Source organism: Sphingomonas chungangi, from assembly GCF_013778325.1.
Classification (GTDB): Bacteria; Pseudomonadota; Alphaproteobacteria; order Sphingomonadales; family Sphingomonadaceae; genus Solisphingomonas; species Solisphingomonas chungangi.
In genome coordinates this window covers 148,436-163,185 of sequence record NZ_JACEIB010000001.1, presented here as the reverse complement: position 1 = coordinate 163,185, position 14,750 = coordinate 148,436, and the positions used below count along the sequence as shown (strand labels likewise).

Annotated in this window: 13 protein-coding genes; 1 reads left to right on the top strand and 12 read right to left on the bottom strand. The window is 61.6% G+C overall.

The genetic code is table 11. The features are described 5' to 3' along the window. Window positions 1-15: 15 nt before the first annotated feature. From HZF05_RS00745 to HZF05_RS00700, 10 genes are all read right to left on the bottom strand, one after another. Window positions 16-714 (bottom strand): dienelactone hydrolase family protein, encoded by a 699-nt coding sequence (locus HZF05_RS00745; protein WP_160364720.1) that lies wholly within the window; start codon window positions 712-714, stop codon window positions 16-18. Window positions 715-1,099: 385 nt separating this feature from the next. Next, window positions 1,100-1,525, bottom strand: coding sequence for a hypothetical protein (locus HZF05_RS00740; RefSeq protein WP_160364719.1), 426 nt, complete (start codon window positions 1,523-1,525; stop codon window positions 1,100-1,102). 260 nt (window positions 1,526-1,785) lie between these two features. Beyond that, the gene (virB11, locus tag HZF05_RS00735; RefSeq protein ID WP_160364718.1) at window positions 1,786-2,787 is read right to left on the bottom strand and encodes a P-type DNA transfer ATPase VirB11; all 1,002 of its coding nucleotides are present in this window, start codon (window positions 2,785-2,787) and stop codon (window positions 1,786-1,788) included. Between the two features lie 3 nt (window positions 2,788-2,790). Continuing rightward, window positions 2,791-3,861, bottom strand: a complete 1,071-nt coding sequence (locus HZF05_RS00730; protein WP_160364717.1) for a TrbI/VirB10 family protein — start codon at window positions 3,859-3,861, stop codon at window positions 2,791-2,793. Continuing rightward, window positions 3,858-4,457, bottom strand: coding sequence for a TrbG/VirB9 family P-type conjugative transfer protein (locus HZF05_RS00725; RefSeq protein ID WP_160364716.1), 600 nt, complete (start codon window positions 4,455-4,457; stop codon window positions 3,858-3,860). Before HZF05_RS00725 ends, HZF05_RS00730 begins: the two co-directional genes overlap by 4 nt. Before the next feature lie 92 nt (window positions 4,458-4,549). Then, window positions 4,550-5,314 carry a VirB8 family type IV secretion system protein gene (locus HZF05_RS00720; protein WP_160364715.1) on the bottom strand — a complete coding sequence of 255 codons (765 nt, stop codon included), beginning with the start codon at window positions 5,312-5,314 and terminating at the stop codon, window positions 4,550-4,552. After that, the gene (locus HZF05_RS00715; protein ID WP_160364714.1) at window positions 5,311-6,516 is read right to left on the bottom strand and encodes a type IV secretion system protein; all 1,206 of its coding nucleotides are present in this window, start codon (window positions 6,514-6,516) and stop codon (window positions 5,311-5,313) included. Before HZF05_RS00715 ends, HZF05_RS00720 begins: the two co-directional genes overlap by 4 nt. Window position 6,517: 1 nt before the next feature. After that, a complete protein-coding gene (locus tag HZF05_RS00710) occupies window positions 6,518-8,890 on the bottom strand; it encodes a VirB4 family type IV secretion/conjugal transfer ATPase (RefSeq protein ID WP_160364713.1) in 2,373 nt (790 codons plus the stop codon). Then, window positions 8,869-9,156, bottom strand: coding sequence for a VirB3 family type IV secretion system protein (locus tag HZF05_RS00705; RefSeq protein WP_160364712.1), 288 nt, complete (start codon window positions 9,154-9,156; stop codon window positions 8,869-8,871). Before HZF05_RS00705 ends, HZF05_RS00710 begins: the two co-directional genes overlap by 22 nt. 9 nt (window positions 9,157-9,165) lie before the next feature. Further along, complete coding sequence (locus tag HZF05_RS00700) at window positions 9,166-9,471, bottom strand: TrbC/VirB2 family protein (protein ID WP_160364711.1); 306 nt, start codon at window positions 9,469-9,471, stop codon at window positions 9,166-9,168. 123 nt (window positions 9,472-9,594) lie between these two features. On the opposite strand from HZF05_RS00700, the gene HZF05_RS00695 reads away from it, so the two are divergent. Continuing rightward, entirely contained in the window at window positions 9,595-9,960 is a 366-nt protein-coding gene (locus HZF05_RS00695) for a TrbC/VirB2 family protein (RefSeq protein ID WP_160364710.1), read from the top strand. Between the two features lie 125 nt (window positions 9,961-10,085). Here HZF05_RS00695 and HZF05_RS00690 read toward each other — a convergent pair whose 3' ends face one another. Then, complete coding sequence (locus tag HZF05_RS00690; RefSeq protein WP_160364709.1) at window positions 10,086-10,289, bottom strand: hypothetical protein; 204 nt, start codon at window positions 10,287-10,289, stop codon at window positions 10,086-10,088. Between the two features lie 13 nt (window positions 10,290-10,302). After that, entirely contained in the window at window positions 10,303-14,667 is a 4,365-nt protein-coding gene (locus tag HZF05_RS00685; protein WP_160364708.1) for an RHS repeat protein, read from the bottom strand. Window positions 14,668-14,750 lie beyond the last annotated feature (83 nt).

Sequence of the window (14,750 nt, the reverse complement as noted above, 5' to 3'; positions counted from 1 at the left end):
TGCGCGGGCGCGGGTTCAGCCGAGATGCTCGGCGAAGAATGCCTCGGTGCGTCCGTCGGCCAGCCGGGCACCGTCCTCGTCGCGACGTTGACCAGAGGTCGTGGCAAAGCCGTGGTCCAGCCCCGCATAGTCGTGCAGCGTCACCTTCGGGTGATCGTCCAGCCCCTCGTGCATCGCCTTTTGCGTTTCGGGCGGTACGAAGCCGTCATTCGATGCGATGTGCAGCATCAGCGGATGGGCAATCGCATGCGATTCGCGCAGCAGGTTGTCGATGCCGACGCCGTAATAGCCGACCGTCGCGTTGCTGTCGGTACGCGCGGCGGTCATGAAAGCGAGCCGGCCGCCCATGCAATAACCGACCGCACCGACCTTGCCGCCGCCGACCATCGCCCGCGCGGCGTGGATCGTCGCCTCGATATCCCTGATCGCCTGATCCTGATCCAGGCGCTGCATCAGCCCGACGCCCTTCTCGAGCGCGCCCTGCTCATCCGGATCGATCTCGAAGCCCGGCTCCAGCCGCCAGAACAGATCCGGCGCGAGCGCGACATAGCCCTTCGCCGCCCAATGGTCGCACTTGTCGCGGATGCCGGCATTGACGCCGAAAATCTCCTGGATGACGACGATGGCGGCCCTGGCCGTGCCCGCAGGCTCGGCGACGTAGCAGTGGAAGCGGGCGTCGCCTTCGATCGTGGCGACCTCGATCGTCTTTCCCATCATCGTCTCCTGTCCTAAGCGCTTGTGCCTCGCACGCATCCTTGGCACTTCGCAACGAAAGGGGCCATAGGCGGAAGCGGAGATCGCCGATCGCTCTTTGCCGCCACCGGTGCAGGGCAACGTCCGGCAGAGGATTTTGGTGACCCCAACGGTCACTCGGTTATCGCGGCAAGGTACTGATTTAACGCTGAACTTTGCGTCCAACGCCTGACCCATACCATCACATATACCAACCGTCTACTGGGTCCGGATGGCCTCGATTGAGACTGGGCGCAACAATGGAACGCGAACCCTTAGGCAGTGTCAGCCGGCACGACGATCGCAGGGGCACCAAATCAAGCTCGACGTTTGCTCTCCATCGCTGCTTGACCCCTTGGCTGATGCGCTAGTCGGCTGGCTGCGGGTTTGAGTACCAGCCTTCGAAGCTACAAATCTGAATGAGCGGGAGTTGCCAGCGCGGGATAGGCGTCGGTTTCGCGGAAAATCCCATTGCAACGCAAGTGCGATTCCAGCAGTCGACCTGCAATGCTCGCAGTTCGCCGACACACTCCTGCTCGACGTCCGAACGCCGCCGATCCCATTCATTTAGCGCCTCTGGGGTTGGATCCGTGCTCGCACGGATCTCAAGCAAAAGTGCCATCCATTCCTTGAGCCAGCGTCGATGTTCGGCGGCACATCGATCGACCTGGAAAACGATCTGGACGACGCCGATCAAGGCGACAAGCAAGGTCGCGATCTTCGCGAAGGTGGTGGACTCGCCAAATAGACTTGCGAAGGCGCCCGCGCCTCCCATCAAGATGGCGGTCGACATGAAAGCGCTCGTACGCTCCAGAAATGAGGCGCGCCGACGATGATATCGGACCGAAAGCTCGGCACCGAACAAGGCATCAGCGCGCGTCATTCCTCATCCACCTTTGGGTTTGGGAGGAGGCCGATCGAAGGAGACGGTATTCTCGCTGCTTTTCCCACTATCCCGATAGCCATCATTCCCCGGACGAGACGGCGGCCGGCTAGGCTGCGCGGGCGGTACGTTCTTCTTTTCTGACATATTGGCTCCCCAATTGAAGCACGTCATCGCAGCATGGTCATGCTGCGAAGTCCAGTACCTTCGCCGTTTCGGAGGGCTATCTGCGATACGGCAATTTTCCCATCGATCCGAGCGAGATGGACGAAGACGTCGATAGACTCCCGGATGTAGGCAGTCAGATCATCCCATTCGGTCCGAAGGCCGGACTGCAACGCGAGAAACGCAAGCTGCTTGATCGCACCCTCGGGCGAATTGGCGTGGATGGTGCACATCGAGCCGGGGTGCCCGGTGTTGATCGCACGCAGGAAGGTATAGGCCTCGGCACCGCGGATCTCGCCGAGAATGATCCTGTCAGGGCGCATGCGCAGCGAAGCGACAAGGAGATCATCCACCGAGACATCGGCCTCGCGCAACGATCCACGCGCCGCGATCAGCCCGACCATATTCTCGTGGCCCACGCTGATCTCCGGCGCATCCTCGATCAGGATCAACCGCTCGTGCGCCGGCACCTCTCGTAGGAGCGTGTTGAGCAAGGTCGTCTTGCCGGTCGATGTGCCGCCGGAAATCAGCACGGTCGCCTTGCCCCGGACGGCCCGCCTCAACACGGAAATGGAATCAGAAGTATCGAGGTTTTCAGTAATCCCTGAACGATCGCCGTCCACTGTCGACCGAACCTCCGGCAGCCGACCGCCTGCCAGGAAATCCTCCAGAGCCAGATTGGCGACGATATGCTTGCGGATCGCGATGGCGATCTCGCCCCGCGTCGCTGGTGGCACGACGACCTGAATACGGTCACCGGACGGCAGGCTGGCCGCCAACAACGGATGCTCGCGACTGATCCCCTGCGCGCTGAGCGCTGCCACCTGGCGCACGAGATGCTGCAATGTCTCACGCGTCAGGTCTGGCAGGTCATGCCGCTCGGGCCGCTGGCCGTAAGCCTCGATCCACAGCTCGCCAGGCCGGTTGATATAGAGATCGGTGACGTCGGCACGCGCCAGGAACGGCGCAAGCGGGGTCAGGTAGGTCTGAAGGTAGATATTCTCCATCGGCTATTGAGTGACCGATGAGAAATCGAGATCGCGGCTGACGAAGACCGATACGCTGGTGCCCTCCTTCACGGTCAGGGTCCGCTGGACCTTGTCAGGGGAGACGGTCGGCGTGATCGATGACGTCCCCGGCAGCGCCAGCACGACCGTGTCGCGCTCGACATGCTGCGATGCCAATTGCACGCCGATATCGAGAGCGGATTGCAGGATGGCACCGCTAAAACGCTCGAAGAAATGGCCGTTGACCTTACCCTTGATGCCGGCGCGACCGAGCGGGTCGGCAGACGGGGAATCGAGGTCGATGATGACGCCGTCGGGCCGCATCAGGCGTTGCCACTGCACGAGCGCGCGATTCTGCCCCGCGCTAATGTCCGCCTTATATTCACCGATTAGCCGGCTTCCCTTGGGAACGAGAATCTTCGTCCCGTCGAAGCCGTAAACGTCCTTCGAGACCAGTGCGCGCGCAAAGCCGGCATGGTTGGAATCGAGGGCTGTTTCGAGAACGGCCTGGATGACCGTACCCATCGGAATCGTGGTCGATGGGTTCTGGAAAGTTGTCGCGTTGACCCGCTCACCCTGTTTCAGACCTGTCTGTCCACCGACATTTGGTGTCGGTCCGGCCGTCGCACCATTGAAGACGACTGCCTGACTTCCGCCATCGAATGGCGGTGATGCCGTCTGCCGCGCCTCCGGGGGCATCGGCGGTACATACGGCGATGGCTCTGGCGGCATTGCCATCGGAGTACTGGCAGTCCTTATCGGGCGGGGCACGGCCGCTGGAACACCGAGCATCGCGCTAGCCATCGATCCTTGTGCCGAAGACTGGATGTCCTCCGCTGCGTCTTCAGCCGGCGGTATCTGGATGTCAGGTGGCGACGAGATCATCGTGCCGGCTGGTACATTTGTCGGGACCGCAATCGACGCGAGCGCCGACGTCCGGCGTGCTTCGAGCGTATAGAAGAGTAGGCCAGCCGAAACGACCGCGACGCCCGCAAATGCCCAGACGCCGCGATTGCCGGGAGGCGACGCGACCATCGGGCGAATGTCGGGGCTCGAAGGCTCGTCCCCGCTCATGGCTTCCTCTTCCCGCTCACCCGCGCCGCCGTGGCGACCGCTTTGTCGATCCGGAAGATCAGACGTTCGTACACGCGATCGATGGTGAAGACGCCGTCGCGCATATAGCCGTTGATCGTCTCTTCGCCGCTCGCCCCTTCAAGCGCGAAGACGGCTGGAATCGATTGGTCGGGCGCCCAACGGATATAAGTCTTGGATCCGTCGTCGCTGACGCTGAGGGGACGAACGTCCTTATCGCCGGTCAGCTTGTAGCTGCCGGAAGCAGCCACCGGCGTAGCCGATTGACCTTCAGCTGCGGGGACAGCGGCTGCCGCGACATTCTTGAACGCCACGACGTAGGGCGCCGGCTGGTTCGGATCGGACGTGACGTCGATCGCGTAGATGCGCGAACCGGCACTCACCGTCATCGTCCCCCGGGCGTCCGGCCGCTTCTGCCGGAGATACAGGCCATCTCGCGCTGCGGTGACGGCCACCTGATAGGCACCGGGGTCGCTCATCACGACGGTATCGATCCGCTCGCCGGGTGTCAGCATGATGAAGGAGGTCCCGCCTGGCGCGGTGTTGATCGACCAGCTCCGGTTCGGCGCATAGTCCATCACTTCGACTCGGGGATCACCGCTGAGCCCCTGAGCGCCGGCAGCACCAGCGCCTGCGAGCGAAAGCAAAGCAATGGAGACTAGGCGGGATTTCAAGGGGTCTCTCCGCCGGACACAACCGTCCTGGATGGGGAGACCGTGGTCGGCGCGGGCGCGGGGACCGGCTGGTCGACCGGCATCTCCGGATCACGGCGGTAGCGATCCACCTGGAAGCCGAGCGGATCCTGAAGACGATCGGCCTCGCTCATCGCGGCGTTGGAGAAATGGTAGGTAATCACCGCCGCCCAGGGCATCGGCGCGCTCGATCGGCCGCCCTGATCGGTGCGGACCGTCGCAAATCGTACCAGCGCCGTGTTGGACGACAACGAGGAGATGCTCCGGATTTGCGCCTGCACGATCGTGCGCCGGGGCAGCGACGCGAGCGGGCTCGCCGGATTGGAGGCAAGGACCGAGCTGATATAGCGGTTGCGCTCCTGACCCTCCGTCCACAGCGCGACCTTGCGATAGTCGCTCTTGAAGCTGTCGATGTCGAAACCTTCGCGCGCCAACACATATTGGGCGAGCATGGATTTGGTCATCGCGGCGTCGGGCGCGATCAGCTGGGTTGAGGATGGCTTGAGCTGCTCCACATAGCCCGTCTGTCGATCGACCAGCAGGGTATAGGGTTCGACCGTCTTGAGCGGCGTAAGGGCGACAAGCGCTATCGCCTCCAGCACGGCGATCGTTGCGGATACACCGGCTGCAATCCAGGCGATGCGGACCGAGCGTAGACGGCTCTTCTCCCGATCCAGCGCCCAGGTCTCGCCGGCCCGGTAGTAATCGGCACGATCCATTTTGCCGTTCGGACCAGAGGTCATCGCAAATCCCGTCGTTGCGTGGATGCCAGACGTCGCCCGACCGTCCGCTTCGCATTCAATCCCGATTGCCCGTTGGACGCCCTGTCATTCCCTCGCGCGGCGCCAGGAGAGATCGATCCTGTCATACCGCCAGCCATAGCGCCGCCGATGAGATGGCGTCGTGTCGTGACAGCTTCCTGCCGCATGGAAGTGGAGACCGATTCCGCTACGAGTTGCGCGCGGCTCGCCGGGACGGGCTGAGCGCGGCCTGCAATGGGCCGCCGTTCCGACTGCTCGGTCGCGACCGGTGATCCCTCACGGTGAAACAGCGAGGCCAGCTTCGCACCGGGGAAGAACGCAACCTTTGCACACACGAACAGCAGGCCGAGATTGATGATCGTGAAGGACATGGTCATGACGAGAAGCTCGGTCGGCGCCGACGGCGTCAGCGCACCACCTTCACGCCCCGCGATGACATCCTGTGCCCAGGGCATGATCAGCCCGACCTCGATCGCCTGCATAAGATATTGCGTGAAGGAGCCGACCGCGCAGAAAGCCAGCCCGCGCACCCAGCCAGTAAAGAGCCCGATCGTCGCACCAAACAAATAGAGTCCAGCAACCAAAGGGGTCAGCGCCAGAAGAAGGCCGGCACCCAATCGGGAGATGCCGAACGGCACGATTGATCCGATCAGAAAGGCGCTGCGTCCCCAACCCAGCGCGAACTGATCGGCGAGCGCGATACCCTGAAAAGAGTCGCCCGGCTCGTCACCTTGCTGGACGCCACCTCCCGCGAGCCTACCGGTTCCGTAGGCTGTCATCACGACCAGATTGTCGTCCAGCGCCTGAAGCTGGTCATAACGTGCGGTCGGAGTGGTGCCGGACGCGATACCCACCGACTGCGCGACCTCCAGCGGGCCATCCAGAACAAGATCGTATCCGATGATACGCCACGCCGGCCAGCTCGTTGCCAGCGTGAGCACGATCCCGATCTTGACGATGTCGTTGACCAGCCGCTGCGGATAATCGTGACCATCGAAGAGGAGACGAATGCCGTGCAGCGCAATGAAGACGGCCAGTAGCGCCGTCGTGACGGCAAAGGCGGCGGAACTGCGATCGGCGAGCGCGCCGTAGCCATAGGCACCAAGCCCGCGCGACTGGCAATCGATGTGCGACATCATGCCGGACAGGAACTGGCTGCCGGTCGTGAGCGCAGGACACGGCATGTCAAGCCCTCTCCAGCAACTGCGCCATCCAGTCGGCCGGTTCTTCCGCCTGGTCGGCCACGATCTCGTCGTAGAGGCGCACGGTAGCCTCACGGCCCGAGAGGATCGTCAGCAGATCCTTCTCGCCCGTCAGGTTGAGCCGGACCACCACGCTGTCGGTGCCGCGCTTCACGAGGAAGCAGTGGGAATTGTCGGGGAGCGTGCGGACGAGCTCGAGTTCATGCTCGGTCAGCCCGAAGCCACCGACATAGTCTTCGGCCCGGGCCTTGGGGTTGATCATGAAGATCTGCGTCGCGGCCTGCTCGATAATCGCGCTCGCGATCCGGCTTTCGAGCGCATCCTGCGCGCTCTGCGTAGCGAAGCCGACGATCCCGTTGCGCTTGCGGATCGTCTTCTCCCAATCCTTGATCCGGCGCACGAAGACATCGTCGTCGAGCGCCTTCCAGCCCTCGTCGATGACGATAATCGCCGGCGTGCCGTCGAGCCGTTCCTCCACCCGGTGAAAGAGATAGAACAGGGCCGGCGTGCGAACGACCGGATCGTCGAGGATTTCGGTCATGTCGAAGCCGATAGTCGCGGCATCGAGGTCGGTCAGATCGGCCTCATTATCGAAAAGCCAGGCGCGCTCGCCCGATCCCCGCCACGGCCGCAGGCGAGCATAGAGGTCGCCCGCGCTCGGACGCGCCGCGCCCCGGAACAGTTCCACCAAATGTCGCAGGCGTCGATAGGCTGGGGCCTGTTGGAAATTCGCCTCGACCGCCTCGCGAATCATATCCTGCTCGGCGACGTCGGCTCCGCCTGCGAGCAGCGCCAGCCAGTCCATCAGGAACTGGCGATTCTCCGGCCGGTCCTCCAGCTGAAGCGGATTGAGACCGGCTGCTGCTCCGGGGCGCAGCCGGTCATATTGGCCTCCGATCGCACGGATGAACAATTCGGCGCCGCGATCCTTGTCGAAGAAGATCGTGCGCGGCGCGAAGCGGCGCGCCTGGGCGAGCAGGAAGTTGAGAACGACTGTCTTGCCGGAGCCGGATGGGCCGATGACCGTGAAGTTGCCGAGATCGGCCTGATGGAAGTTGAAGAAATAAGGGCCGGCCGCCGTCGTCTCGAACAAAGTGACGGCGTCACCCCAGTGATTGGCCTGTGCCTGCCCGACCGGAAAATTGTGGAGGCTCGCCAGCCCTGAGAAGTTGGCGGTCGAGACCAGAGACCGTCGGACCACATATTTGAAGTTCGCCGGAAACTGCGCCCAGAAAGCCGGTTCCAAAGCAATGTCCTCGCGCACGGCAACGATACCGAGATCGGCAAGCGTGGCCGTCACTTCGGCGACCCGCGCATCCAGTGTCGCCAGGCTGTCCGCCTGCACCATGATGGTCGTGTGATGTTCGCCAAAGCCGGCCCGCCCCGAGGCGACGTCGTCTTTCGCTTGGACGAGACCATCACGCAGCGAGATACCTTCGTCGTCGGCGGCGCGCATACGGCGCAGCGTCAGGTTCATCCGTCCCAATGCCGCGCCGCGCTCCACGAAGGCGAAGCTCTGCGTGACGGTCATCTCGAAGGGCATGCGGTAGAGCTGGTCGAACATGCCGGGAAAGCTTGCGGCGGGGTAATCCTTCACCGAGACGATCGCACCGAAGGTACGCGGATGGGGGCCGGCCGCAGCAAGTTCGAACGCTTCCTGGCCGAAGCTCACCCGACGGAAGGGCAGATGCTCGCCGAGATCGCCGAGCGGAAGACCGATCTCCTGATGGGCGCCGTTATAGAGGCTTCCAAGGAACTCCAGCGGCTCGGAGCGAACGATGCCGTCTGCCTCTCGCACCGACAGCAGGCGCGGCCCGTATTGGGAGAGAGAAGCGATGATGGTTTCGCACGCCGTATCGAGCGCCCGCTTTTCGGTGGCGAAGGCAGCCGAGCGATCCACGGCGCTTCTTGCCGCGAGACCACGCAATCGATCCGCAAACCCGATGCGTCCCTGCAACGGGCGGCGGATGACGGTCAGATAGAGCTCGTTGACGAACATCTGGCGTGCGCCAAGCCTCGCACGCCAGCGTCGGTCGAGCTCCTCGGAGAAGGGGTCGGGAAAGACACCGTCGAGGCTGATATCAGCCGGTCGGCGTACGACATGATGGTAGATCGCGAAGCGTGGCGATCCCAGGGTCCGCAGCATGGCATCGCGAAGCGATGCCCTATAGTTCAGTTCGTCGGTGTCGGCGGTCTCGAACAGCAGTCCATCGACCTTGATGATCTGCAGGAGCAAGCCGTCGCGTGTCTCGATCGTGACGTCATCGACATGCCGGGCATAAGGAAGGTGGCTGCCCGCCGACTTCTCGCGCGCGATCACGCGCGGATCGGCGGTCAGGGCCGGTAGGAGTTGCATCGCCACACGGCATGATTGCGGACGCGCGGGCACAGCCGCACTCGGGCGAGCCAGAGGTCGAAGAAGCGCGGCTCTCGCAGGCACATCAGCACACCCGCGACGTGGAGGATCGCGGCGACGAGGATCACCCAGAAGGATTTGAAGATCAGGAACAGCTCGGCTGCCACGATCATGTTGATGACGAAGAAGCCGTAGGTGACGCCCGCAAACATCTGCGGGCGCGTCAACGCGAGGAAGATCGTCTCCTGTCGCAACTGCTCGGCCATGGCGCGATCTCAGCTGCCCACGCTCGAGCGGATGCCGGCGACGATGCTGGCGGCGCCGAACAGGATGAAGCAGCCGAGGATGACGACCGCACCGTGACGCCAGTTGATGCGTCCGGTGAGCATCATGAAGCCGACCGAGGCGACCGCGATGACGGCGGCGACGGTCGCGACCGTGCCGAGCAAGGTCCCCTGCAACCAGTTCACCGCGCCGATGATGACGCCCGAGCCTTCCGGATCTTCAGCGACCTGGGCGAAAGCGGGAACGCTGCCGAGCGCAACCGCCAAAGCAGCTCCGAAAACATGAAGTCGTCTCAACGCGAACCCCCTACACCCCCGGACAATGCGACCTTGGCACACACTACTTCGAAAGGCTACTCGACGAATCAGCTAAATGCTATCGATTGACAGAAATGGTCGCGACGATCACTAACGGATATCATGGCTTATTTGAGCCCGAATATTGCTGGCGGCAGCATAAGTGAGGCGTCCGGCTGGATAGCCCACCTCCTGTTCGGAGCGCTGGGTGTCGCGATCGCGGTGTTGGCTGTCGCGTTGCTGGGCTTTCGCATGCTGCTCGGCTATTCCAGCCCCCGCGAGATGGGGCGCATCCTGCTCGGCTGCTTCATCCTGCTCGGCACTCCGGCCATTGTCCGAGCACTGACTGGTGAGGCGCGTGATCGGGTTCCGACATCGACTTATGCATCGGACATTTCGGTCACGCCGCCCCCTCGCGTTCTGCAGCAAATGCCCTTGGCGCCGACTAATCCATTCGATCCCTACGCTGCAGAGCACTCAAACCAATGAGCCAAAGTGTCGATCCCGGGACTGCTTGGCACAGTGAATACTTCCTCTAGCTTGAACCAATCGATATCGCGGCTTCGCAAATATCATTTTAAATATACATATCTGCGTGTAGAATACTATGCTTATTAATCTATTAACTCAGGGAATTCCTTTTCAAGAGGAATAATTATCTCTTCATTGATAGATCTAATGACAGATCCAAGCCTATTTGACCAAACTGCCCGCTCATTGGTATCGCTCATCGCGCTAATTATTATATCCAACTCTCCAAGATTGATATCCAGAGATTTAGCAAGATCCATCATAGATCTCCCGATTTCGGATTTCATTTATATCTTCCCGTTAGTAGTTATGATAACCACTCTTGGCCAAGCAATCTCTCATACACTTTCTGTATCTAATGGGCGCTTGACTTCCATAACCATGTCCAACCGTTAGTTCCACGCATTTCTCGTGGCATTCTTTTCTCGCCTCTTCTTCACTGCAGTTTGTCGTAAGAACAATTGTCGTAATAAATATTCCAGCGGCTGCCACGTCCGCGAAGGGATCTTCAGGGCCAAATCCGGCCATGTCAACGAGACCAGCAAGTCGAAATGCTAAGGCCCAATCAGTAGTGCCAAGAGGATCAATGCGTTTGATCGGATTGTTCGCGGCATAGCTATAGCTGTTTTGTCCGCCATTGAGACCGACGGGGTCAGCTTGTGCGTATCGGCCGGTAGAGGGATCATAGTCGCGATAGCGATTGTAATAAAGGTCTGCGATCGTCCGGCTCTGGCCCGGAAAGCCTGGCGCAAGGTAATCGTTAGGTGTGGTCGCGGCCACCCCGGTCGCATCAGTGGTGACGAGCGGCACGCCGAGATGGCTGCCATGCACCCAGTTGACAACAATCGTTCCGCTACTGTTGGGCGTGGCGACTGCGAGCGGCATGTAGCCCCCCACACCGTCGTCACCGCCGAACGGCATATTGTCATTGTCGATCTGCGGCAGCGCCCAGACGAACTCAGCCTTCACGTCAGCTGCAGACGTGCCGTATTCACCGATTTCGCGGCCGTCAGGATCGTAGACGAAGCGACGTGTTCCCGCGCTGCTGGTCTTGGAGACGCGGTCGTCGCGGCCGTTGTAGGTGAAGGTGAGCGAGCCCGTATCGGTGCGGGTATAGCCAGTAAGCCTTGCATAGCTGTCGTAGGTGGTGGTGGCACTGATCGACCCCGGCCGGGTCTCGCCAGCGAGATTGCCGCGCGCGTCATAGGTGAGGCTGCGCGTGCCGCTTGTGTTCGCGATCGAGGCCAGCCGATTGGTGCCGGTGGTGGTCGTATAGGTGTCGGTCGTCGTGGTGACTGTGCCGGCGGTCAGCAGCGTGCGCGCCAGCCGGTCGTTGACGTCGTAGCCGTAATAGACCGAATTGTTGTCGTTCAGCCCATCGACGATGCCGGTGACGTTGTCGTCATTGTCGTAGGTGTAAGTGAGCGAGGAGAGGTTGGTCCCTCCGCTAGTTTTGTAGAGCCGGCGCGAGGCGAGCCTACCGTCATTGCCCCAGCTGTTGGCGACCGACAGCGTGTTGCCGAGCGTCTCGGTCTTGAGCGCCGCGAACGGCTCGTAGGTGATCGCGCTCGCGAGGCTCGTCCAGCTCGTCACCGATGAGGATGCCTTGGTCTGCACCGTCGTCACGCGGCCCTTCGTGTCGCGCAGATATTGCACGATCCGGCCAGAGGGGTAAGTCACCTGTGTCACCCGGTCGCCGAGATCATAAGCGTAGGCGAGCTGCGCCGCCGTGCTGGTGCCGACCGACTGCTGCTGGACCAGCATATTGCCGCGATGATCGTATTGGAACGTGGTCGTGCCCGACGCATCGACGATCGCGTTAAGGCGACCGACGCCATAAGTGCCGGACAGGCCGCCCGTATCCCAGGTGTAGGTGACGACCTCGGCGGTGTGGCCTTGCGGTGTCTTCTTGGTGACGCGTCCGAGGATGTCGCGGGTGTAATCGATGATCTGACCGCGCCCGTCCTGTGTGCGCGTGATCCGGCCGGCGGCATCGTAGTAGAGGGTCGTGCTCCCCCGATCTGGCGATGTCTCCTTGACCACCTCGCCGAAGCCGTCGCGCACGAAGGTCGTGGCCACGGATTTTGGATCGGTGTTCTGGGTGATCCCGTCCTTCTGGTCGTATTGCAGGCCGGTGGCGCCGGTGTCGGGCGCCACGATCGAGCTGACCCGGTCGAGCGCATCGAATGCCTGAGTGGTTGCGTTGGCCAGCGGCGCTGTGACCGCCGTTGCATTGCCGTTGGCGTCGTAGGCCCAATTGGTGGTCCGCTGCGGTCCAAGCGTTTCGCTCAGCATGCGGCCGAGGCTGTCGAACGTGCGCGTGATCGACTTGGATGCCGTCGCATCGGTGCGCTTCGTTGTCTCACTGATGACGTCGCCCATCGCGTCGTAGGTGTAGTCGATCTGCTCGCCATTGGCGGCGCGAACCGCGGTCATCAGTCCCGCGAGGTTATAGTCGACGATCAATTTCTCGGTGGCGGGCAGCGTCAATCCAATCACGCGCCCCTCGACATCGTAGTCGAGCGTGGTGACAGCATTCAGGCTGGCGGTCGTCGGATGCCGGACAGTAATGGTCTTGACCCTGCCAAGACCATCGTAAGTGAAGGCTGTGACGATTCCGTTCATGTCGGTCATCGTGCCCGGGCGGCCATTGGCATCGTAGGCATCGTAATGGGTAACGTGGCCGAGTCCGTCGGTCATCGTGCGGCGGTTGCCGCTAACATCGTATGTGAAGGTGATGGTATCGTCGTGGCCGGACGCATCGACTGACAACGGGCCGTTTACAGTGAGCAAACGCCCATTGGCGTCCCACGCGAAGGTAGTAGTGCGCGTCTGCCCCTGCGTAGAATAAGGCAGCGTCTGCGTTGTCGTGTCGGTTTCGGTGCGTGTCAAAAGTTGACCGGTCGCGGTGTAGGTATAATCGGTCGTCAGGCCCTGACGAACCTCGTGGGTCGGCAGATTGAACTGATTATGCCATGTGGTGCTAGTGGTCCGGGCGACGCTGGTGCCCTGCGCCTCGGTCGTAGCGGTCGGCCGGCGGTTAACCGTATCCGGTGTAAACCCCGTGGTATTGCCCCGCGCATCCTGATCGGAGGTCATCATGAAATCGTAACTGTTGGTGGTGGTGTAGTTGAACACCTGTGACGAGGCCGGAACCGTAGCGCTGGCCGTCCGATCGATCCGCATCAGGGTCGGCGGCATTGCGGCCGGCGCATTCTGGTCGCGGAAATAGGTGTAGGTCTCGGCCTGCCCGAGAGGCCCCGTCACGTTGCGGATAAAATGCTGAAGCGGTGTCGTGGCATCCTGCAGGTAGGAGAAGGTGTATTTGTCGAAGCCACCCGCGCGCTGCGTGGACGAGACGAGGCCGGCGTTGGAATAAGCCAGCGTCGAGAGCCGCTGGCTGTTCTGGTCGACGATGCCGGTCAGCGCATAGGGGAAGTCCGCATTTTCATAGACGTAGCTGTGCTGCCAGAGCAGCGAGCTGCTAGCATCGAGATGCTTAGCCGAGATCAGACGATCCTGCCCTTCGTTCGAATAGAACGTGCCCGAATGCGGATGGTCGTAGCCGTAGCTCATCGACGTGCCGTCAGGCAGGTGCAGCGCGCTGATTACCTTGTAGACGATGGACGCATCGTAACTCGGTACCGTGGTCCAGTCGATCGTGATCTGGCGCCCGAAGCTGTCGCGAATCCGGCTCGGATACTCGCTAGTGTCGGGATAGTCGAAATATTGCTTATAGCCGCTCGGGAAATCGTGCTCGATGGGCACTAGATAGCGGATATAGGATTGATACCGATAGGTATCGGCACGGCGGAAGAAGAGGGTTTCGCCGTTGCCGAAGTCGAGCCGCATCTCGGCCGCGCCGTTGGCAACCGACGCACCCGTTCCGAAATAGTCGGTGCGGCTACCGGTCGGCGCACCCACCATCGAGAGCTTGTAGGGACTGGTTCCCTGTTCGGTATATACGAAGGAACTGGTATCGCTCGGTGCCTGGAAGAAGTCGATGAGGCCGACATCGTCGTGGAACTGCGCCTGGCTCTCGTCGCTGCCGGTGATGATGAGGCGACCGGGGATCACGCCGTGCCAGGCATAGCCGAAGCCGGGAAGCTCATGATCTGCTGCGGTATAGCTTCGCCGTTGAGTACTGCGATAGGCGCGATCGACGCCGAGTAGGCCGTCTCCGGTCGCATAGTCATGTTCATCTTCTGATTGCGAGCCCGTGGCGACCGACACCGGCTCGCCACGATCGAAGAGCCAACCCGCGAGGATGGCCAGCGCTCTGTGCTGCCGGGCGCATTCCTCGCATTCAGGCATTACATCTTCGCCATGAACGCAGCGATATCCCGTGACACGATTACCGCCGTTACAGAAGAACAGGACACTGCCTGACAGGATGAGACCACCGCCATGCCAGTTGCAGTCAAGGACATCAGATTCGCCGGGTTTTGAGGGCACACCGTCATAGGTCGCTGTCGGATTGAAATGCTGCCAATCCGCCCGACATGCGGAGTCCGCCGTCTGGTAGGAAAAGTTGTCGCCGGGAACGGTACTCGACCAGCCCCCGGTAAAGGGCACGGGCGGAACCGCATATGATTGCGCAGACAAAGGCGCGGCAAGACTGATCAACAATGCCCACAGAGACAGAATGACTGCAAACAGCCGCATGGATGCCCTCCCGCGCGCAACCCCATGCGCGACGCCGATCCCGCCCGATAGCCGGAATACGAATCGACTATGGATATATAGTC